At 24.5% G+C, this 25,135-nt stretch carries 23 protein-coding genes; 15 read left to right on the top strand and 8 right to left on the bottom strand.

Annotated elements, in window-relative coordinates:
* Positions 1–6 precede the first annotated feature (6 nt).
* The 10 genes from xseA to yqeH all read left to right on the top strand — a co-directional run bounded on the left by xseA (position 7) and on the right by yqeH (position 10,848).
* On the top strand, positions 7–1,221 hold the full coding sequence (xseA, locus tag EV215_RS02980; RefSeq protein WP_134112505.1) for an exodeoxyribonuclease VII large subunit: 1,215 nt from the start codon (positions 7–9) through the stop codon (positions 1,219–1,221).
* Entirely contained in the window at positions 1,214–2,068 is an 855-nt protein-coding gene (locus EV215_RS02975) for a tetratricopeptide repeat protein (RefSeq protein WP_134112504.1), read from the top strand. The genes xseA and EV215_RS02975 overlap by 8 nt, the downstream gene beginning before the upstream one ends.
* 18 nt (positions 2,069–2,086) lie before the next feature.
* On the top strand, positions 2,087–3,142 hold the full coding sequence (gene dprA, locus EV215_RS02970; RefSeq protein ID WP_243832386.1) for a DNA-processing protein DprA: 1,056 nt from the start codon (positions 2,087–2,089) through the stop codon (positions 3,140–3,142).
* 11 nt (positions 3,143–3,153) lie between these two features.
* Positions 3,154–4,143 (top strand): GGDEF domain-containing protein, encoded by a 990-nt coding sequence (locus tag EV215_RS02965; protein ID WP_134112503.1) that lies wholly within the window; start codon positions 3,154–3,156, stop codon positions 4,141–4,143.
* A 101-nt stretch (positions 4,144–4,244) separates the two neighbouring features.
* The gene (locus EV215_RS02960; RefSeq protein ID WP_134112502.1) at positions 4,245–4,652 is read left to right on the top strand and encodes a DUF494 family protein; all 408 of its coding nucleotides are present in this window, start codon (positions 4,245–4,247) and stop codon (positions 4,650–4,652) included.
* Positions 4,653–4,666: 14 nt separating this feature from the next.
* On the top strand, positions 4,667–6,910 hold the full coding sequence (gene topA / locus EV215_RS02955; RefSeq protein ID WP_243832385.1) for a type I DNA topoisomerase: 2,244 nt from the start codon (positions 4,667–4,669) through the stop codon (positions 6,908–6,910).
* A 46-nt stretch (positions 6,911–6,956) separates the two neighbouring features.
* Positions 6,957–8,267, top strand: coding sequence for a methylenetetrahydrofolate--tRNA-(uracil(54)-C(5))-methyltransferase (FADH(2)-oxidizing) TrmFO (trmFO, locus tag EV215_RS02950; RefSeq protein ID WP_134112501.1), 1,311 nt, complete (start codon positions 6,957–6,959; stop codon positions 8,265–8,267).
* Positions 8,268–8,275: 8 nt separating this feature from the next.
* Complete coding sequence (locus EV215_RS02945) at positions 8,276–9,172, top strand: tyrosine-type recombinase/integrase (RefSeq protein ID WP_134112500.1); 897 nt, start codon at positions 8,276–8,278, stop codon at positions 9,170–9,172.
* Positions 9,173–9,187: 15 nt separating this feature from the next.
* Positions 9,188–9,715 carry an ATP-dependent protease subunit HslV gene (gene hslV / locus EV215_RS02940; RefSeq protein WP_134112499.1) on the top strand — a complete coding sequence of 176 codons (528 nt, stop codon included), beginning with the start codon at positions 9,188–9,190 and terminating at the stop codon, positions 9,713–9,715.
* Between the two features lie 11 nt (positions 9,716–9,726).
* Complete coding sequence (yqeH, locus tag EV215_RS02935) at positions 9,727–10,848, top strand: ribosome biogenesis GTPase YqeH (RefSeq protein ID WP_134112498.1); 1,122 nt, start codon at positions 9,727–9,729, stop codon at positions 10,846–10,848.
* A gap of 42 nt (positions 10,849–10,890) precedes the next feature.
* On the opposite strand, the gene EV215_RS02930 is transcribed toward yqeH, so the two are convergent.
* Positions 10,891–11,811, bottom strand: coding sequence for a DHH family phosphoesterase (locus EV215_RS02930; protein ID WP_134112497.1), 921 nt, complete (start codon positions 11,809–11,811; stop codon positions 10,891–10,893).
* 233 nt (positions 11,812–12,044) lie between these two features.
* Between EV215_RS02930 and pnp the strand changes: the two genes are divergently transcribed.
* The 5 genes from pnp (at position 12,045) to EV215_RS02905 (ending at position 19,069) form a co-directional block, all read left to right on the top strand.
* Positions 12,045–14,153 carry a polyribonucleotide nucleotidyltransferase gene (gene pnp / locus EV215_RS02925; protein WP_134112496.1) on the top strand — a complete coding sequence of 703 codons (2,109 nt, stop codon included), beginning with the start codon at positions 12,045–12,047 and terminating at the stop codon, positions 14,151–14,153.
* A gap of 54 nt (positions 14,154–14,207) precedes the next feature.
* The gene (rimO, locus tag EV215_RS02920; protein WP_134112495.1) at positions 14,208–15,539 is read left to right on the top strand and encodes a 30S ribosomal protein S12 methylthiotransferase RimO; all 1,332 of its coding nucleotides are present in this window, start codon (positions 14,208–14,210) and stop codon (positions 15,537–15,539) included.
* An 11-nt stretch (positions 15,540–15,550) separates the two neighbouring features.
* Positions 15,551–16,060, top strand: coding sequence for a CDP-diacylglycerol--glycerol-3-phosphate 3-phosphatidyltransferase (gene pgsA / locus EV215_RS02915; protein WP_134112494.1), 510 nt, complete (start codon positions 15,551–15,553; stop codon positions 16,058–16,060).
* Between the two features lie 11 nt (positions 16,061–16,071).
* Positions 16,072–16,329 carry a YggT family protein gene (locus tag EV215_RS02910; RefSeq protein ID WP_134112493.1) on the top strand — a complete coding sequence of 86 codons (258 nt, stop codon included), beginning with the start codon at positions 16,072–16,074 and terminating at the stop codon, positions 16,327–16,329.
* Between the two features lie 298 nt (positions 16,330–16,627).
* Positions 16,628–19,069: a glycogen/starch/alpha-glucan phosphorylase gene (locus EV215_RS02905; protein ID WP_134112492.1), complete on the top strand. Its 2,442-nt coding sequence runs from the start codon at positions 16,628–16,630 to the stop codon at positions 19,067–19,069.
* 31 nt (positions 19,070–19,100) lie between these two features.
* Here the strand turns inward: EV215_RS02905 and EV215_RS02900 are convergent, their stop codons facing one another.
* The 7 genes from EV215_RS02900 to EV215_RS02870 form a co-directional block, all read right to left on the bottom strand.
* Complete coding sequence (locus EV215_RS02900) at positions 19,101–20,828, bottom strand: HD-GYP domain-containing protein (RefSeq protein ID WP_134112491.1); 1,728 nt, start codon at positions 20,826–20,828, stop codon at positions 19,101–19,103.
* A gap of 64 nt (positions 20,829–20,892) precedes the next feature.
* Positions 20,893–22,239 carry an MATE family efflux transporter gene (locus EV215_RS02895; protein WP_134112490.1) on the bottom strand — a complete coding sequence of 449 codons (1,347 nt, stop codon included), beginning with the start codon at positions 22,237–22,239 and terminating at the stop codon, positions 20,893–20,895.
* Positions 22,240–22,343: 104 nt separating this feature from the next.
* On the bottom strand, positions 22,344–23,096 hold the full coding sequence (locus EV215_RS02890) for a methyltransferase domain-containing protein (protein ID WP_134112489.1): 753 nt from the start codon (positions 23,094–23,096) through the stop codon (positions 22,344–22,346).
* A complete protein-coding gene (locus tag EV215_RS02885) occupies positions 23,086–23,733 on the bottom strand; it encodes an alpha/beta fold hydrolase (protein ID WP_134112488.1) in 648 nt (215 codons plus the stop codon). The genes EV215_RS02890 and EV215_RS02885 overlap by 11 nt, the downstream gene beginning before the upstream one ends.
* 8 nt (positions 23,734–23,741) lie before the next feature.
* The gene (locus EV215_RS02880; protein WP_134112487.1) at positions 23,742–24,089 is read right to left on the bottom strand and encodes a cupin domain-containing protein; all 348 of its coding nucleotides are present in this window, start codon (positions 24,087–24,089) and stop codon (positions 23,742–23,744) included.
* 9 nt (positions 24,090–24,098) lie between these two features.
* Positions 24,099–24,656, bottom strand: coding sequence for a nicotinate (nicotinamide) nucleotide adenylyltransferase (nadD, locus tag EV215_RS02875; protein WP_134112486.1), 558 nt, complete (start codon positions 24,654–24,656; stop codon positions 24,099–24,101).
* A gap of 18 nt (positions 24,657–24,674) precedes the next feature.
* Entirely contained in the window at positions 24,675–25,127 is a 453-nt protein-coding gene (locus EV215_RS02870) for a PTS sugar transporter subunit IIA (RefSeq protein ID WP_134112485.1), read from the bottom strand.
* Positions 25,128–25,135 lie beyond the last annotated feature (8 nt).

Below are 25,135 nucleotides of genomic sequence, written 5' to 3'. Positions count from 1 at the left end.
ATTACTATGTCTGAAAAAATATATAGTGTAAATGAAATTAATTTAAAAATTAAAGATTTTATTGATAATGAAATAAATTTCTATGATCTTTTTATTAAAGGTGAAATTTCAAATATTAAATATTACAAAAGTGGTCATTTATATTTTACACTTAAAGATGAAAACTCTTCAATAAATTGTACTGCATTTAATTATCGTTATAAAAAAATATCTAATGATTTAAAAAATGGAGATTTGATAAAATTATTTGGTCGTGTAAATTTTTATGAAAAAACTGGACAAATTCAAATTTTAGTTAGTTTTATTGAAAAACAAGATAAATTAGGATCGCTTTTTGAAAAACTTGAAAGATTAAAAAAAAAATACCGTGAAAAAGGTTGGTTTGACACCGAAAGAAAAAAATCATTACCTTTTTTACCTCTTAATATAGGAGTCGTTACTTCTGAACATGGTGCCGCTATACATGATATTATTAATACTACAAAAAAAAGATTTAAAAATGCTAATATTTATTTATATCCTGCTAAAGTTCAGGGAACCGGTGCAGATGTAGAGATTGCAAAAGGCATTGATACTCTTTCTAATCTTGATTTTATTGATGTTATTATAGCTGGTAGAGGTGGTGGAAGTATAGAAGATTTATGGGCTTTTAATCAAGAAATCACAGTTAAAGCTTTTTATTATTGTAAAAAAGTCACTATTTCTGCTGTTGGACATGAATCTGATTTATTACTTACAGATTTAATTGCAGATAAAAGAGCTTCTACTCCTACTCAAGCTATCGAAATAATCCTTCCCGAAAAAAAATATTTTTATGAAATTTTAAATAATAAATATAATATATTAAATAAAATTATAGATAATAAAATTAATTCTAAAAAAGAAAAATTAATTAGCTCTAAAAATAATTATACTTTAAATAATATTAATAAATTAATCCAAATAAAAAAAGAGGTTTTATCCAATAAATATAACAATTTAAATGTTCTTATAGATAATAAATTTAAATTTGACAAAAAAACTTTATTAAACAAAATTGATGTCTTAAAGAAAGTTAATCCTCTATCTATATTAGAAAAAGGATACTCTATTGTTTACAAAGATGAAAATGTTGTAAAAACTATGCAAAATTTTAAAAAAAATGATATAATTAAAATAAGAGTATCTGATGGTGAATTTAAAGCTAAAATATTAGACATAAAAAGGAGTGACAATGAATAGAATTTTAATATTTTTATTATTTTTAATATTTTTATTATTTACGACACTTAGTTTTACTGAAAATTTCTCCACAAATTCTGCTATTACTACAAATGAATTTGCAGAGATTGATAAATTAATAAAACTAAATGATTACTACGGTGCATTATTTCTTCTTGATTCACATTTAGAAGATTTTCCAAATGATACGAAATTTATTATAAAAAAGATAAATTTATTTTTAGATATTAATAGAGTATCTGATGCTTTTGAAATTGCAAAAAAATTATTTGAAAATAATAAAACAGAAAAAACTTATAAAGCGTATTTAAATGTCCTTTCTAAATTAATTTCTACCGATAATAACTATAAGGATGAATATTACACTATTTCAAAAGAATACTTATCATTAGTCAATTATAATGACGCTAAACTTATTTATGAAATAGGAAATAACTATATTAAAGATAATAAATATAATTCTGCATTAGAGATATTTTTAACTGATAAAAGTAATTATTATAAAAATGTTTTTGGTAGAGCTCTTATGTATAGATTTTTAGGTTATTATGATAAATCTATAGAAGAATATAAATATTTAATTAATAATTATCCTGAAATAAAAGAAAGTTATTTTGGAATAGGGGTTAGTTATAAATTAAGTGGTCAATTTGCTGAAGCAGTAAAAAATTTTAATAAATATTTAGAATATAACAAAAGCAAAGAAGCATATATTGCAATTGCAGAAATAGAGATCGCAAGAAATCGTTATAGTGCTGCGAAAACTACTCTTGAATTAGCAAAAAAAGATTTTCCTTTGTCAAAAGAAATTGAAAATCTTTTAATTGAAGTTTATTCAAATCTATAAAAAATTAGGGGGATACTAATGTTAGATTTATACAAATTATTAATTAATGGGATTGACTCAAAAACTATAATGAAAATTATAGAAAATTATAATTCTTTAGATGAGCTTTTTGCTCAAGACGACATTTCTATTTTAAAAACACTAAATATTACAAATTTTACTCTAGAGAAAATTTATAATAGCAGTAAAATTGATATTTCAAAAGAATTAGAAAAATTAGAAAAGCTAAAAATTAAACTTATTTCTATTTCTGATCAAAATTATCCATTATTACTAAAAAATATATCCTCTCCTCCACCCTTTTTACATGTAAAAGGAAAAATTGATTTTCCTGAAAAAAGTATTGGTATTGTAGGAACTCGAAAAATGAGCGATTATGGAAAAATGGCTGTTGAAAAATTTACAAAAGATTTAGTTAATGCAGGTGTTACTATTATAAGTGGTTTAGCTAGCGGAGTGGATGCTGTTGCACATTCTAGAGCATTAAAATATAATGGAAGTACTATCGGAGTTGTTGCAAATGGTCTTGACAAAATTTATCCAGAAGAAAATAGATATCTCTGGGAAAAAATGGAAGAACAAGGAACTATAATTAGCGAATATCCTTTAGGAACCGAACCTTTTAGATGGAATTTTCCTGAAAGAAATAGAATCATCGCTGGTTTATCTAGAGGTATTTTAGTTTGTGAAAGTTATAAAAAAGGCGGTTCTTTAATTACAGCCAAAATTGCATATGAAGAAAATAGAGAAGTTTTTGCTGTTCCTGGTTTTTTTAATTATCCCTCTTTTGAAGGATGTAATCAATTAATCAAAAAAAACATAGCAAAGCTCGTTACTAAAGTAGATGATATTATAGAAGAATTTGATTGGAATTTAAAAAGACTAGATTTTGATTGGAATTTAAGTAAAAAAGAACTTATTGTATATACTTCACTACTTGTACCTAAAACTTTAGATGAACTTATATTAGATACAAGTTTAGATTTTAGAGAGATTCTTGTTCAAATAACTCAATTAGAATTGAAAAATCTTGTAAAAAGTATTTCTGGTGGAAAGTATCAAAGAATAGAGTAGGAGACATAAATATGAAAAATAAATCAAAAGAACACTTAAAAAAGATTTATAAAAAAATATTAAAAGAAAAGATAGAAAAAGATGTTGAAATTGCTCATTTAAATAGAGTTTTAGAATTAAATAAATTACTAAATTTTAGTTTGAAACTAAATGACCTTTTATTAAATTTTTCATCTTTTCTTTACACAATAATTCCATTTAAATCAATTATTTTTTATATAGATGAAAATAATATATATGATATAAAATTAAATAACAAAAATTTTTCTATTTTAAAACGAGTCGATAAACTTACTTCCGTAGAACAACAAGTTAAAATAGAATTTTTAAATAATCTTAATAATTTAAACTGCTATTTAGATTATTTAATTCTTCAATTAGAGCCTTATAAAAAATCACCTATTTTTTTTATAAAGCATAATCCAAGTTGTTTTGATATAGATACTATTAATTTACTTAAAAATTTTATCAATATGATAAATCCATATATAAAAAACGTATTACATTATAAAAAAGTTAATGATTTATCAAATATTGACAGCTTAACAAATTTATATAATAGACGATTTTTCTTCAATTATACTGAAAAAAGGTCATCTGAAAATTATTCTATTATTTTAGCTGATATTGATTATTTCAAAAAAATTAATGATACTTATGGCCACCAAGCGGGTGACGAAATTCTTAAAAAAATTTCAAAAGAATTTAAAACACATTTTAGAAATAATGATATTATTTGCAGGTATGGTGGTGAAGAATTTTTGATATATTTAGAAAATACTTCTCTGGAAACAGCGATAAATATAGCAAATAGAATTAGAGAAATTATTGAAAATTTAAATTACAATAATATAAAATTTACAGTTAGTATGGGCGTCGCAAAAAATGATATAAAAAAACATAATAATATAGACGATGTTATAAAATCAGCAGATATTGCTTTATATATAGCAAAAAATAGTGGTAGAAATCGTGTTTGCTATTACAAGGAGAATGATTAATTTTCTTTTTTATAAAATCGGACTTGATTTTTTATTAAGTTTTTATTATAATTTAGAAACTAGTGTTTTTTATAACATCATATTTAATAGAAAGGTTTAACATGAAAAAAGAGGAAAAATTTTTAGAAGTTTTAAGTGAAGTCATTAATACAATGCTTAATCCTTTTGACCAAGATATAGAAAAACTCGAAAAATTAATTGTTGAAAAATTAATAAAAAAAGGTTATTCGTTGCATGAAATCAATGATATCTTAGATGAAATATTTAAAACTATTAATAAAGAGAAAAATAGAGCAGTATTTAGAATGTTGAGTCCATTTGAACTTGAAAATCTCTCAGATAGTGCTCGTGATTATCTACTTAATTTAAAAAATAAGATGATTATATCAGAAGAAGAATTTGAAAATATTTTAGATGAAATAAATTTTAGTTATTATTTTTTTGAGCTTGAGGACCTTAAAAATTTATTATCTTTAAAAGGAATATCTGAAAATATTACTATAAATTAACAGGGAGGTTTACTGTGTCAAAAAAATTAGTTATTGTTGAGTCTCCTGCCAAAGCTGAAACAATAAAAAAAATCTTAGGAAGAAATTATGATGTTATGGCTTCATATGGACATATAAGAGACCTTCCTAAAAGTAAAATTGGTGTTGATATCGAAAATAATTTTACTCCTTCATATAAAACTATTCGTGGGAAAGCTGAATTAGTAAAAAAATTAAAAACTTTTGCTAAAAAAGCTGATAAAGTTTTTCTAGCATCCGATATGGATAGAGAAGGAGAAGCTATTGCATGGCATGTAGCAAATTTACTAAAATTAAACTTAGATGATAATATTCGAATTGAATTTAATGAAATCACAAAAACAGCTATTAAAGAAGCTATTAAAAATCCAAGAAAAATTGATACAAATAAGGTTAATGCTCAACAAGCTAGAAGAATATTAGATAGACTAGTTGGTTATAAAATTAGTCCGTTATTATGGAAACTTATTGAGTCAAATACAAGTGCTGGAAGAGTTCAATCCGTAGCACTTAAACTTATTTGTGATTTAGAAGAGGCGATAAAAAACTTTATCCCTGAAAATTATTGGGAAGTAAAAGGTTTATTTAATGATGAATTTGATTTTACTTTAAATAAAATTGGTGAAAAAAAAGTTAGTAAAATAAAAGATAAAAAAATAATTGATACTCTAAAATCTGAAATAAAAAAAGATTTTACTGTTATTTCAGTAAAAAAATCTGATAGAGTTAAAAATCCACCTCAACCATTAAAAACTAGTACTTTACAACAATTAGCATCTTCATATTTAGGTTTTTCTGCTTCAAAAACAATGAGAATAGCACAATCTTTATATGAAGGTTTAGAAATAGATGGTTCTCATAAAGGTCTAATAACATATATGAGAACAGATTCTACAAGAATTTCTGATGAGGCAAAAGAAGCTGCAAAAGAATATATTATTAATGAATTTGGAAAAGAATATATAAATAATCAAAAAACTAAAAAAAGTAAAACAAAAATTCAAGATGCTCACGAAGGTATAAGACCTACTGATGTTAATCTTACTCCTGATTATCTTGGAAATAAACTTAATACTGATCAATTTAAACTTTATAGACTTATTTGGGAAAGATTTTTAATTTCTCAATTAGCGCCTATGAAATATAAAAATATGGAAATATTAGCAAGTGATGGTGAGTATACTTTTAGAGGTGTAGCTACTAAAATTATTTTTGATGGTTATTATAAAATTTTTAAAGACGAAGACGAGATAAAAAACAGCTCACTTCCAAATATAACAGAAAATGATAAATTTATTTTAACAAAATTAAATATCATAGATGGTGTAACAAAACCTCCTGCTCGTTTAACTGAGTCTTCATTGGTAAAAAAATTAGAATCAGAGGGAATTGGAAGACCTTCTACATATGCTTCTATAATCGAAACTTTAAAAAAAAGAGAATATGTAATTGTTGAAGGTAAAAAATTTATACCTACTAATCTAGGATTTACTGTAAAAAACGAGTTAGAAAAATATTTTCCTAATATTATGAATATAAAATTTACTGCAAATATGGAAGAAAATCTTGATAAAATAGAATCAGGAGATATTAATTGGATTAATTTATTAAATGATTTTTATAATGACTTAAAAGGATATTTAGAAAACTTTGAAAAAGAAGTAAAAAAAATAGAAAATCGTAGAATAGAATCTGATGTTATGTGTACGAAGTGTAATGGTATTATGATTCTTAAAACGGGTAGATTTGGAAAATATCTTTTATGTGAAAATGAAGAATGCGAAGAAAAAATTAGTTTGAAAGGTATCGAAATTCCAAAAGAGGATATTGAAAATGGTAAAATTTTTGTAAAAGAAGCAATTGCAAAAAAATTAACTGAAAAAAACGGTAAAAAAACTGATATGTATACAGAGAATGGTAAAAATCTACTTTTAAAATATGGTCGTTTTGGCAGTTATCTAGAGAGTGAAAACTATAAAGAAGACAATATAAGAATAAGTTTACCTAGTGAAATAAGAAAAATGCTTGCACAAGAACTAATAAAAGAAGAAAATAATATTGTTTATTTAAAAGAAATATTTGAAAATATAAAACGAGAAGAAGAACAAATTATTAAAGAAGCTGGAAAATGTGAAAAATGTGGAAGTTCTTTTGAAATTAAAAGAGGTCGTTTTGGAAAATTTTTAGCTTGTACTGGTTATCCTGAATGTAAAAATATAAAAAAAATACCTAAAAAATAATAGAGCCTCAAATTGAGGCTCTATATGTTATGTAGAAAGGAAAAAAATGAAAGAAGTAATTATTATTGGAGCTGGTCTTGCTGGTAGTGAGGCTGCTTATCAACTTGCAAAACGAGGAATAAAAGTTAAATTGTATGATATGAAACCTAAAAAATATACTGAAGTTCATAATTTAGAAACATTTGCTGAGCTTGTATGTAGTAATTCTTTAGGCTCAAATCTAATAAATAGTGCTGCTGGTCTTATGAAAGAGGAACTTAGATTTTTTGACTCATTGTTAATTAAAATTGCAGATAAAACAAAAGTTCCTGCTGGGCAAGCTTTAGCTGTGGATAGAGATCTTTTTTCAAAACTTGTTACACAAGAGCTTAAAAAAAACAAAAATATTGAAATAATTAATAAAGAAGTCACTGAAATTCCTAATGATAAAACAGTTCTTATAGCATCTGGACCTCTAACAAGTGATGCACTAGCAAAAGATATAAAAAAATTTACTGGTGATGAATATTTGTATTTTTATGATGCTGTTGCACCTATTATTACTAAAGAATCTATTAATCTTAATAAAGTCTATTTTCAATCAAGATATGATAAAGGTGATGGTGAATATATTAATTGCCCTATGACAGAAGAAGAATATAAAAAGTTTTATACTGAATTAATAAACGCAGAAAGAATTCCTTTAAAAAAGTTTGAAGAAGAAAAATTATTTGAAGCATGTATGCCTGTAGAAAAAATTGCTTCTCGAGGAGAAAAAACTCTTTTATTTGGTCCATTAAAACCAAAAGGACTTACAAATCCTAGAACCAGTACTAGAGATCATGCTGTTGTACAACTTAGACAGGATGATAAAGAAGGAAAATTATACAATCTTGTAGGATTTCAAACTAATTTAAAGTGGGGCGAACAAAAAAGAGTATTCCAGATGATTCCAGGTCTTGAAAATGCTGAATTTATTAGATATGGAGTGATGCATAGAAATACTTTTATTAATTCCCCAAAATTATTAAACAAAAGTCTTAATTTAAAAAACAATAAAAATATTTTTTTTGCTGGGCAAATAACTGGTAGTGAAGGATATGTTTTAGCTATTGCTACTGGACTTATTAGTGCTATTAATATTGCTAATCAATTAAATAATAAACCATATTTTGAACTAAATAATCTCTCTTCTATTGGAGCAATTATAGACTATATAACTACTGAAAATAAAAATTTTCAACCAATGGGACCAAATATGGGTATTATTAGATCTCTTGACGGAAAAAAAATAAGAGATAAAAGGGAACGGTATATGACTATTGCTAATAGAACTATGGAGTATCTAAAAACTATTAACAAAAAAAATTATGAGTAGGTGTATCTATGGAATTAAATCAAATTATTGACAATTTTTTGTATTATCAAGATATTTCAGAAAATAAAACTGAAAATACCATTAAATCATATAAAGCAGATCTTTTACAGTTTAGTGATTTTATTTCTAATATCGAAAAAAAATCTATTGATAAAGTTGAAGAAATTGATATTAAAGCTTTCTTTAAGCATTTAAAAAATAAAAATATTACTAAACGTTCAAGAAATAGAAAATTATCTGCTATTAAAACTTTTTTTAAATATTTAAAAGATAAAAATATAGTTATTAAAAATCCTACACTATTTTTAGAAAATCAAGAACTTCATACAAAACTTCCTGATATATTAACTAAAAATGATTTTATCAAATTAAGAGAAAGTATCGAAGAAAATAAAATAAATAATATCAGAAATAGATTTATTATTGAATTATTATATTCAAGTGGAATACGACCAAGTGAATTGCTAGAACTATCTCATAATAATATTAATATCGAAGAAAGAGAATTATATATAGTATCTAAAAATAAAAAAGATAGAATTACTTTTTTTAGTCGAACTGCAAAAGAATATTATTTAAAATATTTAGAAGCTCAAAAGCAAAAATTCAAAGAAAATTTTAATCCCAAGATATTAATTACAAATAATAGTAACAATAAACTAACTGATAGATCACTTAGAAGAATTGTTGAAAAAATAAGAATAAACTCAAATATTAATAAAGAAATAAGTCCACATACTTTTAGACATTCATTTGCTGTATATATGCTACAAAATGGTATGAATATACATTATTTACAAGAAATAATGGGACATAGTAGTTTAGAAAGTACTAAAGTATATCTTAATTACTTAAATAATAGTATCAAAATTGATGATAAAACATATTATAATAAAAATATTTAATTTAGGAGGTACTAAATGGATATTAAAGCAACTACAATTATTGCTGTAAAAAAAGATAATCAAGTAGCTATCGCTGGTGATGGTCAAGTTACTTTTGGAAATACTGTTATGAAAAACAGTGCTAAAAAAATAAGAAAAATATATAATAACGAAATAATAACTGGATTTGCGGGTTCAGTTGCCGATGCTTTTAAATTATTTGAAAAATTTGAAAATAAACTTGATGAACATGGAGGTATTTTAAAAAAAGCTGCAGTTGAACTTACTAAAGAGTGGCGAAAAAAAAGTATTAATCTAGAAGCTATGCTTATTGTTGCTGATAAAAATAATTTACTTTTAGTTTCTGGTAAAGGTGAAGTAATAGAGCCAGATGATGATATTGCTGCTATTGGTTCTGGTGGTTCATATGCTTATGCTGCTGCTAAAGCATTATATTACCATACAGATATGAGTGCAAAAGATATTGTAAAAAAATCATTAAATATAGCTGGCGAAATTTGTATATATACAAATCAAAATATTTCAGTAGAAACATTAGATTAGGAGGATTTAATTTGAATAAAAAATGTACTGGTTGTGGAGCTTGGCTTCAATACGATTATCCAAAAGAAATAGGATATGTCCCTGAAAAAGTTGCTATTGAACAATCTCAGCCATTATGCCAAAGATGTTTCAAAATTAAAAATTATGGCTCTTATATTCCTGTTAATTTGGATAAAGAGTTTTATAAAAATGAAGTTATTAATGTAATAAAAGATATGGATGCTATTTTATTAATTTTAGATATAATTGAGTTTGAAAGCTCTTTTGATAAAGAAATTTTATCGCTACTTAAAAATAAAAAATTTATTATTGCCGTAAATAAAATAGATTTAATTCCTGGAAATAAACATGCTTCTGAAGTATCTGATTGGATAAAAATGAGACTATTTAAAGAAGGCCTTGAAGCTTTAGATATCGCTGTTTTGAGCACTCATAAAAATTATGGTGTAAATGGAATCTTTAGAAAATTTAAACATTTTTTTCCTAATGGAGCAAAAATAGCTATTATAGGAGCTACAAATGTAGGAAAATCAAGTCTAATAAACAAACTTTTTAATGATAATAGAGCTACCATTTCTAAATATCCTGGTACTACTTTAAAAACTGTAAAACATACAAAAGAAAAATTTGTTTTTTTTGATACTCCAGGAATAATTCCAAAAGGAAGATTATCTGATTTAGTATGCGAAAAATGTAATTTAGATATAGTTCCGTCTAATGAAATTTCAAGAAAAACTTTTAAGTTTGGAAAAGATAGAGTTTTATTTTTAGGTGGTCTTGCATATTTTAGAATATTAAAAGAATTTGATGTAAAACCTATTTTTTCAGTTTATTTATCAAAAAATGTAATATTTCATGAAACTAATAAAGATAAAATTGATTCAATTATTGAAAAACATAGTGGTAATATGTTAACACCACCATGTAATGATTGCAAAACAGATTATTATAATAATAAATTTAAAAGTGAAATTATTGAAATTGAAGATAAAGAAGAATTAGTTATAAAAGGTCTTGGTTGGTTAACTGTAAAAAGAGGTCCATTAATTATTGAATTAACTATTCCAGAGTCAGTAGAATATGTTATTAGAGAAGCATTTATTGAACCTAAAAGACCTGAAGACATGTTTTAATTAAAAAAGTCTATCGAAGATTCATTCGATAGACTTTTAATATTAATCTTTTAATTCTTCAATTAATTTCTTTAATTCTTCTTCAGCAATTTCATTATTAACTTGACAAGTTCCAGCCGCTTTATGACCCCCGCCATCACGTTTTAACATAAGTTCACCTATATTTTTTTCAGATGTTCTATTAAATATAGATTTCCCCACTGCAAATACTGTATTTTGTTTTCTTAATCCCCAAATTACTTGAATTGAAATATTTGCTTCTGGAAATAAAGCATATTTCATAAATCTATTTCCAGGATAAATAATTTCTTCTTCTCTTAAATCTACAACTAAAACATTATTATATAAAGTTGAGCATTTTTTAAGTTGTTCTTTAAAATCATTTTCATATTTAAAATATAAATCTACTCTTTCTTTTACATCTGGAAGTTCTAATATTTCTTCTATTGAATGATCTTTACAATAATCTATTAAATTCATCATTAAATTATAATTTGAAATTGTAAAGTCTCTAAATCTTCCAAGTCCTGTTCTAGCATCCATTAGAAAACTTAAAAGTTCCCAACCTTTTGGATTTAATACATCCTCTTTATTAAATCTTGCTGCATCTGCTTTATCTACAGCTATCATCATATCTTCTGATATATTTTTAAATACTTTTTTACCACCAAAATAATCATATACTACTCTTGATGCTGATGGAGCATCGGGATCAATTATATGATTTGGCTTTTTCCCCTTATTTCTTATTGTTTCACTTAAATGATGATCAAATACTAAATGTGCTTTTTCAGCATATGGCAAATTAGTTATAATATCATTTTCTGTTATTTCTATTATACCATCTTGCATATCTTTTGGATGAACAAATTTAATATCATCTATCATGTCCAATTCTTTTAATAATACTGCACACACTAAACCATCCATATCACTTCTTGTTACTAATCTATAATGACTCATTTTAGCACCCCCAAAATAATTTTACTTAATTAATATTAACATATATAAATTTCTGTTTCAAATATTTTTTCAATTTATTGATTTTTAATTTATTTAATGATATAATATTATATATTTTATTTATATAAAGAGATAAAGTGGAGTAAGTAGTAAGGGATAAATTAATTATTTATTAATTTGTTTTTTTCTTATTATTTACAACTTTATCTCTTAAAAAAATTTAGGAGGTATTTATGTTTGATGAAAAAATATTAGAAATGGACTTGGCGGGTAGAAAACTTACTATTAAAACTGGTAAAATAGCTAGACAAGCTCATGGTTCTGTATTATTAGAATATGGAGAAACTGTTCTTTTAGCTACAGCTACAAGAAGTAAAGAACCTAGAGAAGGTGCTACTTTTTTCCCATTAACTGTTGATTATATTGAAAAATTTTATGCTGCAGGTAAAGTCCCTGGGGGATTTGTAAAGAGAGAAGGCAAACCTTCTGTTGATGCTACTTTAATTTCACGTCTTATTGATAGACCTATTAGACCACTTTTCCCTGAAAATTTCTTTTATGATATTCACATAGTTGTAACAACTTTATCATATGATGAAAAAAATACACCAGATTATCTAGGAATTATAGCTGCGTCTGCTGCTTTAACTATATCAGATATTCCATTTTCAGGACCAGTTAGTGGTGTAGTTGTTGGTAAAATAGATGGCGAATTAGTGTTAAATCCTACTCCAGAGGAGCTTGCTACTAGTGATATTCATTTATCAGTTGCTGGTACAAAAGAAGCTGTAACAATGGTAGAAGCTGGTGCTAATGAAGTATCCGAAAAAGATATGTTAGAAGCTATCATGTTTGGTCATGAAAATATTAAAATTATTTGTGAATTCCAAGAAGAATTCCAAAAATTAGCTGGAAAAGAAAAGATTACTTTTGATATAAAAGAAATCGATAAATCTATTAAAGATTTTGTTGATAAAAATGGTACTGAAGAACTTAAAAAAGCTATAAAAACTGAAGGTAAACAAGAGAGATATGATGCTATTGATGCATTAGAAGAAAAATTAGTCGAAGAATATAAAGAAGAGTATTTACAAAATAATGAAGCCGAAGAGTTTCCAGCAGAATTAGAAAAAGATTTAAAAAATTATTATCATGATTTAATGAAAAAATTAGTTAGAGATGCCATTTTATATGATAAATATAGAGCTGATGGTAGAAATACAACTGATATTAGACCTTTAGCTATGGAAATAGGAGTATTACCTAGAACTCATGGATCTGCATTATTTACAAGAGGAGAAACTCAATCTCTTGCTACAGCTACATTAGGTACAAAAGAAGATGAACAACTAGTTGACTCAATAGAAGGAGAATCATATAAAAAATTCTTTTTACACTATAATTTCCCACCATATTCTGTTGGTGAAACTGGATTTATGAGAGCTCTTGGAAGAAGAGAATTAGGACACGGTTCTTTAGCTGAAAGAGCATTAAAATATGTTATCCCTTCAGAAAATGATTTTCCTTATACAATAAGAGTAGTCTCTGATATAACAGAATCAAATGGTTCATCATCTCAAGCAAGTATTTGTGCCGGTTCTTTGGCATTAATGTCTGCTGGTGTACCTATAAAATCTCATGTAGCCGGTATTGCTATGGGACTTATTAAAGAAGATGATGATTATATAGTTCTTACTGATATTATGGGATTAGAAGATCATTTAGGAGATATGGATTTTAAAGTTGCTGGTACAAAAAAAGGTATCACAGCTCTTCAAATGGATATAAAAATAGAAGGTATTACAAAAGAAATTATGGAAATTGCTTTAAAACAAGCTTTAGATGCTAGATTATTTATACTTGAAAAAATGGAAAATACTATTTCAGAACCTAATGAAATATCAAAATATGCTCCTAGAATTCATACTTTAAATATTAATCCAGAAAAAATATCTTTATTAATAGGACCAGCTGGAAAAAATATTAAAGCTATTATTGATGAAACTGGTGCAAAAATAGATATTGAAGATAATGGAAGAGTTTCTATTTTTACAAATGATGGGGATATGTTAGAAAAAACAATTAAACTTATTAATAATTTAGTAAAAGAAATAAAAGTAGATGAAATATATATTGGTAAAGTAACAAAATTAATGAAATTTGGTGCTTTTATAGAACTTTTACCTGGAAAAGAAGGGTTACTTCATATATCAGAAATAGCTAATGAAAGAACTGAAAAAGTTGAGGACGTATTAAAAGTTGGCGATGAAATAGAAGTAAAAGTTATAAGTACTGAAAAAGGAAAAATAAATGTAAGTAGAAAAGCATTATTAAAAAAATAGCACAGATTTCTGTGCTATTTATATCTTTATAGTTATTTTAGAAAGGTGTTATAAATGAAATTAGGAATTATTAGTTTAGGTTGTAGTAAAAATTTAGTTGATAGTGAAAATCTTATAGGAATACTTGTAGCTAGAAAAGGTTTAGAACTTACAAATAATATCGAAGAAGCAGAAATTGCGATTATCAATACTTGTGGTTTTATTGGAGATGCAAAAGAAGAATCAATTCAAACAATAATTGAAGTTGGCGAATATAAAAAAACAGCAAAACTAAAAAAACTTATTGTAGCTGGTTGTCTTGCACAAAGATATGCCGAAGAACTTTTACTAGAAATGCCAGAAGCTGACGCTATTATAGGAACTGGTGATATTGATAAAATAGAAGAAGTAATTGATGAAGTTTTAAAAGATAATAGAGTTATTAAAAATGAAAGTCTTGATTTTTTAGCAAATGCTCAAACAGAAAGAATTTTAACTACTTTCCCTCATACAGCATATTTAAAAATTGCTGAAGGTTGTGATAGAAAATGTACTTATTGTATAATTCCATCTCTTCGTGGAAGATTGAGAAGTAGAACTATTGAAGATATTGTCAATGAAGCTACTGCATTAGCAAAATCCGGAGTAAAAGAATTAAATATTTTAGCTCAAGAAACTACAGAATATGGACTTGATTTATACAATAAAAAAGCTCTCCCTGATTTATTAAAAGAACTTGTAAAAGTAGAAGGAATAGAATGGATTAGATTATACTATATGTTTCCAAATTCTATAACTGATGAATTAATAGAAGTAATAAAAAATGAACCAAAAATATGTAACTATTTTGATGTTCCTATTCAACATATTTCAGATTTACAATTACAAAAAATGGGAAGAGCAAAAAATTCTAAACAAATAAAATCAATTTTATCAAAAATAAGAAAAGAAATTCCAGATGCTACAATTAGAACTACTGTTATTGTGGGATTTCCTGGTGAAACAGAAAAAGAATTTATAGAATTAAAAGAGTTTATTCAAGAGTTTAAATTTGATTATGTAGGTGTTTTTTCATATTCTAGAGAAGAAGACACAAAAGCATATGATATGGAAAATCAAATTGAAGAAACAATAAAAGAAAAAAGAAGAGTGGAGCTTGTAAATCTCCAAAATGAAATTGCTGAAATTAAAAATAGGGCTTTAATTGGAAAAGAAATTGAAGTTATGATAGATGGTATCTCAGAAGAATCAGAATTTATGCTAGAAGGTAGGACAAAAGGTCAAGCATTAGAAATAGATGGAAAAGTTTTAACTACTGATGGAACTGCAAATCCTGGTAAAATAGTTAAAGTTAAAATCGAACAAAATTTTAATTACGATTTGTTAGGTCCAATTATCTCGGAATAGTAGGTGAGTTTATGAATATAGCAAATTTTTTAACAATTTTTAGAATTATATTAATCATACCATTTATTTATTATTTGAAAATTCCAAATAATGAATATACTGCATTTATAATTTTTACTATAGCAAGTATAACTGATTTTTTAGATGGTTATATAGCTCGAAAATACAATTTAATTACTGATTTTGGGAAATTAATGGACCCTTTAGCTGATAAAATTTTAGTATTTTCTGCATTAATTATTTTTGTTGAATTAAAGTATATTCCATCTTGGATGGTAATAGTTATATTAACCAGAGATTTTTTAATTAATGGTATAAGAAATCTTGCCGCTTCTAAAGGTGCGGTAATAGCAGCTGGTATGAGTGGAAAAATTAAAACTACTACTCAAATGATTGCTATTTTAATAATTGTTTTATTAGGAAATTCTAATATTTCTGAGTATATAATGTATATACCTGTATTTTTTACAGTTTATTCTGGACTTGAATACATTGTAAAATCTAAAAAATATTTTTTATAGTGAGGTGAATAATGGTATTTATTTATCAATTAGTTGATTTTATTTTAAGAGCTGTTGAATTATTGGTTTTAATTAGAATTGTTCTTTCTTGGATAATGCCTTATACAAGAAATGAACTTACTGATACTATTCATTTTTTAACAGAGCCTATATTAGCTCCTTTACGTATTATAATTCCTATTGGAAATATGCGTCTTGATATAGCTCCAATAGCTGTTTATTTTATCACAAATTTAATAAGAAAAATTCTTTTTTTAATTCTTTTTTAAAAAAATGTCAGTGTTATTTTTTAAAATTTATAACACTGACATTTTTTATTCACATTTTCGGAGTAAAACTCCGATTCAAAAAAAATATTGACAAACTTTGTCGTTGTTGTTATACTACAACCATATTTAAAAGTGTGTTATTTTTGACAGTTTCTTATATTTAGCACATTTTTCAATTAATTAAAAAAAAATGATAAAAAAATTTGATTTTTTAAGTTTTTAGAATTAAAATTAATATGCAAGTTACAATATTAGATATAATTTAATATAATTTATAAAAAAAGGAGAGATGGCAATTATGTCAATTAAAAAAGACGATTTTAAAAATTCGATTTTAAAACATTTAAAACTAGCTGGTACAACATTAAAAGATGCTACTAAAAGAGAACTTTTTGATGCTGTATCTAAAGCAGCTATGGAATTAGTAATGGAAAACTGGCGAGAAACAAAAGAAACTTATGATTCAAAAAATGTTAAACAAGCTTATTATTTATCAGCTGAATTTTTAATGGGAAGAGCTTTTTCTAATAACTTAGTTAATTTAACTATTTTAGATGAAGTTAAAGAAACTTTAGAAGATTTAAATATTAATATAAATGAAATTGAAGATCAAGAAGAAGATGCCGGTCTTGGAAATGGTGGTCTTGGAAGATTAGCAGCTTGTTTCCTTGATTCACTAGCTACTTTAGAATTACCAGGTCATGGTTATGGAATAAGATATAAATATGGTATGTTTAAACAAAAAATAGAAAATGGATTTCAAGTAGAATATCCTGATAGATGGCTTGATTATGAAGATCCTTGGGAAGTAGAAAGAAGATCTGAAGCTGTAAAAGTAAAATTTGGTGGTGAAGTTATTGTAGTAAAAGATGCTGATGGCAGAGAACATTTTAGAAGAGAAAGTGCAGAAGTTGTTACTGCTGTTCCATATGATATGCCAATTATTGGTTATGGAGTAAAAAATGTAAACACTTTAAGATTATGGCAAGCAGAATCAGAAGATGGATTTGATCTTCAAGCTTTTAATGATCAACATTATAATACAGCTGTTAAAAAACAAACTCAAGCTGAGGATATTTCAAGAGTTTTATATCCTAATGATTCTGGTCCATCTGGAAAAGAATTAAGATTAAGACAACAATATTTCTTTGTTTCTGCTTCTTTACAAGACATTATGAAAAAATTCAAGGCTAAACACGGAAATGATTTTTCTAAATTACCTGAATATGTAGCTATCCAACTAAATGATACACATCCAGTTGTTGCAATCCCAGAACTAATGAGACTATTGTTAGATTGGGAAAAACTTGAATGGGAAGTAGCTTGGCCAATTTGTACTAAAGTATTTTCTTATACAAATCATACAATATTAGCTGAAGCACTTGAAAAATGGCCAATTGATTTATTTAAAAAATTACTACCTAGAATATATCAAATAGTAGATGAAATAAATAGAAGATTTTTATTAGAATTAAGAGAAAAATATCCTACTGATTGGCAAAAACATCAAAAAATGGCAATTATTGGAGATGGAATGATCAAAATGGCATGGTTAGCTATAGTTGGTTCACATGCTGTAAATGGAGTTGCTGCTCTTCATACAGAAATCTTAAAAAATCAAGAATTAAAAGAATGGTATGAATTATATCCTGAAAAATTCCAAAATAAAACAAATGGAGTAACTCAAAGAAGATGGTTATTAAAATCTAACCCTGAATTATCTGAATTAATTACAAAATTAATTGGTGATAAATGGATTACTGATTTATCAGAACTTAAAAAATTAGAAAAATATGCCGATGATGAAAAAATTCTTAAGGAATTTATAAAAATTAAACATACTAAAAAAGAACAATTGGCAAAATATATTTTAGATACTTTAGGAATTTATATAAACCCTGACTCATTGTTTGATGTACAAATAAAAAGATTACATGAATATAAAAGACAATTGTTAAATATATTACATGTAATTGATCTATATAATAATTTAAAAGCTAATCCTGATTTAGATATTGTTCCTAGAACATTTATATTTGGTGCTAAAGCTGCATCAGGGTATAAAAGAGCTAAACAAATTATTAAATTAATAAATGCAGTGGCTATAAAGATAAATAACGATCCTGATATTAAAGGAAAAATTAGAGTAGTATTTGTACCAAATTATAGAGTATCTGTTGCTGAAAAATTATTCCCAGCTGCAAATTTATCTGAACAAATTTCTACTGCTGGAAAAGAAGCATCAGGAACTGGAAATATGAAATTTATGATAAATGGAGCTCCTACAATTGGAACTATGGATGGAGCAAATGTTGAAATTGTTGAAGAAGCTGGAATAGAAAATAACTTCATTTTTGGTTTAACTGCTGAAGAAGTTGTAGCCTTAAATTCAACTGGTGAATATAATCCTTGGAATGAATATAATAGTGTTCCTGGTCTAAAAAAAGTAATGGAACAATTATTAGATGGTACTTTCTCTGATGATAGAAGTATTTTTACTGAAATTTATAACTCATTAATGTATGGTGCTGATGGTAATAGACCTGATCAATACTATGTATTAAAAGACTTTGCTTCATATAGAGAAGCTCAATTAAGAGTAGATAAAGCATTTAGAGATGAATTAGGATGGGCTAAAAAAGCTTGGTTAAATATTGCTAATAGTGGAAAATTCTCATCTGATAGAACTATTCAACAATATGCTGATGAAATATGGGATATTAAAAAAACAACTGTTTAATATAAAAAAGAGTGGAAAATTCCACTCTTTTTTATTTATTTGAATATTTTTCAATATAGGCCTCTATAAAAACTTCTACTAATTTCTGTTCAAATTGATTTTTACACCTCTTCATCTCTTCAAAAGCTTCTTCTGGCAACATGTTTTTCTTTCTATAAACTCTTTTTGAAGTCATAGCATCAAAAGAATCTGCTATCATTAATATTTTTGAAAGTAAAGGTATCTCTTTTGAACTTATACCTTTAGGATATCCTGTCCCATCTAGTTTTTCATGATGATATAAAAGAATAGTTGCAGAATTTTTTAAAAATTCTATATCTTTTAATATATCATATCCTATTTGTGGATGTTTTTTTATTTCATTATATTCATCATCTGTAAATCTACCAGGTTTATTTAAAACATTATCTTTAATTCCTATTTTTCCTATATCATGTAATATTGCTGCAAATTTAAGATCTTTTTTAAATTTATCTGGAATTTTTAATTTATCTGCTATCATTAAAGAATATTCCATTACTCTTTCACAATGTCCACCAGTATAACTATCTTTTGCATCTATTGCTGTAGCTAATGCTTTTACAGTTTCTAAATACCCTTTTTCACTTTTTTCAAGAGTAGCTTCTATTAGTGAATTAGAGATTTCTTTTTCATTTATTACTGTTTTTAATTTATATACCATTTCATTTATTGCATCTGCAATTACTTTGATTTCATTATTGTTATTTTTTATATCTATTTTTGTATTTAAATCTCCTATTTTTATTTGTTCAATAGCTTCTAATAATTTTTCCATAGGATATAATATAGATTTTTTATATTTATAATTTATAAATAATAAAATAAATATAAATAACATTGCTATAAAAATATTTTTTAAAAGTAATAATATAGATTTTTTATTAATTAATTCATTATCATATTTTAGTTCTAATATTATATTTAACGATGTCCCTAACTTTCCCTTAATAATATATGGAATATAAATATATACTTCTCTAAAATTATTATTTTTTATTTCATATCTATATAATTTACCTATTTCAAAAGTTTTTTTTATATTTTCATATTTAATTTTATCTTTTTTTATTGATTCTTTTGTTATATAGTTTACCCCAAATTTATTATAAAGATTTATTTCTTTTATCTCTGGAAATAACTCTTTATTATAATTAGTAAGTTTATATATAGAATTTTTATCTAAAATTTTATTGTAATAATCCATATCTATACTAGCTTCAAAAATATATTTTTTGTCATTTGAAGGTAAATATGCATATTTCAATATTTTTTTACCTTTTAATGATTGATTTATTCTATCTGATACATATTTTTGATTATTTAATATTTTTTCTAAATTTTTTCTAAAATATTTATATTTATTAAAATCTAATCCAATATTAGATTTATTAGTAGATTTTATAACTTTATAATTATTGTCAATTACATATAAATCTATAAAATCTTCTTTAAATTTTTCTAATTCTATTTTTCCATAAATTTCATAATTTTTGTTTATTTTTTCTAATTTTGTTTTAAGCAAAATATCACTTTTTTCTTCTAATAAAAAATAAATTTTGTTTATCATTTCTAATTTTTCTGATAAATTATTTGAAAAATTACTCATTCTTTTATCTAATCTCTCATTTTCTATCTTTTTAAATGATATATAAGAAAATAAAATAAAGAAAAATAATACTATGATTATAAAAATAATTGTATGGTAAAAAATATTTTTTATTGTACTTTTTATTTTCATATAACCTCCTATATTTCATATAGTATAATATAAAAAAAAATTTTTTTCAATAAAAAAAGAGGGATTACCCCTCTATTACAAATATTTTTTTCTTTATAATAAAGTCAACATAAAACCATATTATTGCTACTATACCTTTTATAATACTAGATATTGAAATACTCCACCAGACCCCATTAAGTCCTAAATTTAAATTATATGCAAAGTATATAGCTATTGGTATACGAAGTCCCGTGAATACAATACTTATTATTGCAGGTGGTATAGTTTTAGATACACCATTAAATAATCCCATTGTTGTTATTTCAAGACACATAAAAACTTGTGAAATTGCTAATATTTTTAAATAATCCGAACCAAGTAATATTACTTTTTTATCATTTGGAACAAAAAATTTAAATATTTCACTTCTAAAGATATAAAATAATAAAGTAGCAATTAAACCTATTATCACTGTTATACTTAATGCACTATAATACCCTTTTATTATTCTCTCTTTATTTTTATTTCCATAATTTTGAGCCGTAAAAGTTCCAAGAGCCGTTGCTATTCCCCCTGCTGTCATCCAAGAAAGAGATTCTATTTGTGCTCCTATTTTTTGTATTGCAATGGCCACTTCCCCCCAATTAGAAATAATTTTAGCTATATTCATAGATATTGTTGCAAAAAACATATTTTGAAATGCAACTGGTATCCCAATTTTTATTATTTTTTTTATTATTTTTATGTCTATTTTATTAAAAAACTTAAAATTCTCAAATGGATAATTTTTTATCTTAACCACAAATAAAATAAAAACTACAGCCTGAGATAAAATCGTTGCAACTGCTGTTCCTATTGCATTAAATTTAAATCCAAATATAAATAAAGGATCTAATACTATATTTAAAATAAGTCCTACAGTATTATAAATAAATGGTGTATGACTATCTCCATATCCTGTTATTATACTAGAAAATATTTGGATTAAATATCCTGGTACAAAAAACATTCCAACAATAAAAAGATAATCTTTTGCTACCTTTAATGTATTTCCAGTTAAATTAAAAAAGCTAAGAATATTATGCCTAAATATAAGGATCGCAATTGAATATATAAATATCAAAATGCTATTTAACATCACTCCATTTTCACTTGCTTCTTTAGCTTTTTTATAATTATTTGCCCCAACATATTGACCTACTAAAACTTCTACTCCTGTTTTACTAATAAGAGTTACGGAGAATCCAAACCACATAAAAAAACCAGCTGTTCCCACTGCCGCTACTGCATTACTACTTAATCTCCCAAGCCATATCATATCCGTTAAATTATATGCCATTTGTAAAAATGAAGTCCCCATTATTGGTAATGCTAATTTTAATAAAGCTAAATAGATATTTCCAGTCGTTAAATTTATTTTTTTGCTCATTTTTATCACCTCTTTTAATCATGAGGTATATTCTAATATTATTATTGTATTTTGTCAATTAAAAATAAAGATAAATTATTCATTATAAATAATTTTTTTGTTTTTTATAATAATTCTATTTTAGCATATATTATATCATTTGTAACTTTTATTTCTTTATACAATTCAATATATTTTTTTTCTACATTTCTCAATATATTTTTAGTTAATAGTTTTCTTGATTGTAACGCACTATTAGCACCTATTTTTTTTATACTTTTTAAAAACTCTAATAAATTATTATATCTTTCAATGTAGTGTTCATTTTTTAATATTTCAATATCTTTTCTTTTTTTAAAATACTCTAATTTAATAAATTTTTGAGAAAATATAAAGTCTTTATTATATTCATAAAATGCATTTCTTAATTCATAATAAGTTTTATCTATAAAAGTAGCAAAAATTATTTTACCATTATTATTTAATATTGTTTTATAATAGTCTAAAGTTTTTTCTAAATTATTAAACCACTGAAATACTGCATTTGATACAATTAAATCATATTTTTGATTTTTAAAAAGATATTCTTCAGCATCACAAACAATATAACTATTTATTTTGTCTTTATATTTTAATTTTACTATATCTATCATATCGTTTGATATATCAACTACATCTAAAGTCATATTTTCATATTTTTTAAAAAGATATTCAGTAAATATTCCTGTTCCACATCCTATTTCTAATATTTTAGGATTTTTTATATTTGGTAAAAAATTATATAAGTCTTGTGCCATTATTTTTTGTATCTTTGCATAAGAATCATAACTATTTACACTTTTTGAAAAATTATTTTGTACATATTTTTTATTTATCAATTATAAAACTCCTTACTATTTCATAAATATCTTTTTCAAAAAAAATAATATGTCCACAATTATCTATTTCTATTTTTTTTGAATTAAAAAAATTATTAAATACTTTTATAGATGATTCTTTAAAAATTATTTTATCTTTATTTGAATATATTATTAATGACTCAATATTAAATTTTTCTTCTTTTATTTTTATATTTTTCAAATATTCCAATTCTTTTATAAGCTTTTTTTCTTCAATTTTTTTTATATTATTAAAATATTTTTCAATAAATTTTTTATAATTTTCTTTATAAAAAAAACAATTTTTAAAAAATTGTTTTAATGTTAATTCTTTGTTTTTCAATATATTCTTTTGCATTTTTTCTAAAATTTGTTTAGAAAAATTTTCAGTGAAATTAAATGTCGGTGATATTAACACCAACTTATTTGGCTTGATCTCATTAATACTTTTAATAGCTAATAAACTGCCTAAAGACCACCCTAAAAATATTATAGTTTTATAGTTCTTTACTATATTTTTTATATTTTTTGACTCTAATTCATCATAAAATACATAATCATATCCTTGAGGTATAAACCCTGTATACATTTCTTGAATACTTGCAAATCCTTTAAAAAAAATTATTAAATTCTTCATAACATCCTCTATTTTTTTATAATAAAAGCTATAAATTTAAGACTAGTATCTCCTGTATTTTTTATACTATGTCTTTCACCATCTTTTGTATAAATAAGGTCTCCTACTGATATTTCTTTTTCTTCTCCATTATCATTTATAATTCCTTTTCCTTCTAAAACATAATAAATTTCTTCATCTTCTATATGCTGATGATAACCTACTTCTGATCCTACTTCAAGTTCATTTACATAAAATCCTTTTAAATTATTTTCTAATTCAATATTCTCTAAATATCTATATCCTTTTATTTTGCCTTTTCCTTCTCTTGGCCTTATTGTTTCGATTAATGTAGTATCATTAAATTTTAGTAGCATTTTTCCCCCTTAATAATATAATTTGTTTTTCTCTATATATTCTTTCACATCTTGATGTAAATAATATTTAATACTTTTTCTTATTTTAATACGATTTCTAATATCTGATGCACTTATTTCAATAATAGGACTATTTAAAATTATTATATTTTTCTCACTTGATTTATAACTACTATTTGATCTTTTTGCTACTATAAATTTTACATGCTTTATCATCTCTTCATAATCTTTCCATTTATAAAGATATGCAGCAGAATCTTCTCCTATTATTTCATACAGTTCATCTTTAGGATATTTTTTTTTCAACTCTTTATAAGTATCATAAGTAAACGAAATTTTATTTTTTTCTATTTCACACAATTCAAAATATTTATTATCTTGTATACTCAATTTTATCATATTTACTCTATGCTTATAATCTATTAAATTATTTTCTCTATGCGAAGGAATTCCTACAGGTATAAATAATATTTTATCAAATTTTAATTCTTCCCTTATATATTCAGCCAAAAAAATATGTCCAAAATGTATAGGATTAAAACTTCCTCCATATATTCCAATTTTCATAATTTAAGTACCACCATTCTATAACTCTATTGATGCTATTATTTCTAATATTTCCTCTTTTGATTCAGAAGTAATAATATCTTCTCTTATATTTTTATCTCTAAATACTCTAGATATTCTTGATAATAATTTTAAATATTCTGTATTTTTAGTTGTTGGTGCTCCTACCATTATTATTATTTTTGCTGGTTCTCCATCAGGTGTGTTAAAGTCAATAGGAGTTTTTAATAATGTTACACTCATAACTATACCTTCTAACTCTTCACATCTAGCATGTGGAACTACAATTTGTCTTCCAATTCCTGTAGTCCCAGCTTCTTCTCTTTTAAATATATTTTCTAAAAATTTATCTTTATTTTTTATTTTATCACTATTTTCATACATTATATCGACTATTTTTTTTAAAATTTGTTTTTTATCTGTTTTGTTATCTTCAAATAAAATAAGTTTTGAATTTAAATAATTTATCATTATTCCCT

Source organism: Hypnocyclicus thermotrophus, from assembly GCF_004365575.1.
GTDB lineage: Bacteria > Fusobacteriota > Fusobacteriia > Fusobacteriales > Fusobacteriaceae > Hypnocyclicus > Hypnocyclicus thermotrophus.
Note: the sequence above shows the minus strand (reverse complement) of the source record. Positions and strands in the feature narration are given on the sequence as shown.

Bases quoted from the DNA above. Each gene is read 5' to 3' on its own strand.
- xseA (WP_134112505.1), top strand. From the start codon at position 7: ATGTCTGAAAAAATATATAGTGTAAATGAAATTAATTTAAAAATTAAA.
- EV215_RS02975 (WP_134112504.1), top strand. From the start codon at position 1,214: ATGAATAGAATTTTAATATTTTTATTATTTTTAATATTTTTATTATTT.
- dprA (WP_243832386.1), top strand. From the start codon at position 2,087: ATGTTAGATTTATACAAATTATTAATTAATGGGATTGACTCAAAAACT.
- EV215_RS02965 (WP_134112503.1), top strand. From the start codon at position 3,154: ATGAAAAATAAATCAAAAGAACACTTAAAAAAGATTTATAAAAAAATA.
- EV215_RS02960 (WP_134112502.1), top strand. From the start codon at position 4,245: ATGAAAAAAGAGGAAAAATTTTTAGAAGTTTTAAGTGAAGTCATTAAT.
- trmFO (WP_134112501.1), top strand. From the start codon at position 6,957: ATGAAAGAAGTAATTATTATTGGAGCTGGTCTTGCTGGTAGTGAGGCT.
- EV215_RS02945 (WP_134112500.1), top strand. From the start codon at position 8,276: ATGGAATTAAATCAAATTATTGACAATTTTTTGTATTATCAAGATATT.
- hslV (WP_134112499.1), top strand. From the start codon at position 9,188: ATGGATATTAAAGCAACTACAATTATTGCTGTAAAAAAAGATAATCAA.
- EV215_RS02930 (WP_134112497.1), bottom strand. From the start codon at position 11,811: ATGAGTCATTATAGATTAGTAACAAGAAGTGATATGGATGGTTTAGTG.
- pnp (WP_134112496.1), top strand. From the start codon at position 12,045: ATGTTTGATGAAAAAATATTAGAAATGGACTTGGCGGGTAGAAAACTT.
- rimO (WP_134112495.1), top strand. From the start codon at position 14,208: ATGAAATTAGGAATTATTAGTTTAGGTTGTAGTAAAAATTTAGTTGAT.
- pgsA (WP_134112494.1), top strand. From the start codon at position 15,551: ATGAATATAGCAAATTTTTTAACAATTTTTAGAATTATATTAATCATA.
- EV215_RS02910 (WP_134112493.1), top strand. From the start codon at position 16,072: ATGGTATTTATTTATCAATTAGTTGATTTTATTTTAAGAGCTGTTGAA.
- EV215_RS02905 (WP_134112492.1), top strand. From the start codon at position 16,628: ATGTCAATTAAAAAAGACGATTTTAAAAATTCGATTTTAAAACATTTA.
- EV215_RS02900 (WP_134112491.1), bottom strand. From the start codon at position 20,828: ATGAAAATAAAAAGTACAATAAAAAATATTTTTTACCATACAATTATT.
- EV215_RS02895 (WP_134112490.1), bottom strand. From the start codon at position 22,239: ATGAGCAAAAAAATAAATTTAACGACTGGAAATATCTATTTAGCTTTA.
- EV215_RS02885 (WP_134112488.1), bottom strand. From the start codon at position 23,733: ATGAAGAATTTAATAATTTTTTTTAAAGGATTTGCAAGTATTCAAGAA.
- EV215_RS02880 (WP_134112487.1), bottom strand. From the start codon at position 24,089: ATGCTACTAAAATTTAATGATACTACATTAATCGAAACAATAAGGCCA.
- nadD (WP_134112486.1), bottom strand. From the start codon at position 24,656: ATGAAAATTGGAATATATGGAGGAAGTTTTAATCCTATACATTTTGGA.
- EV215_RS02870 (WP_134112485.1), bottom strand. From the start codon at position 25,127: ATGATAAATTATTTAAATTCAAAACTTATTTTATTTGAAGATAACAAA.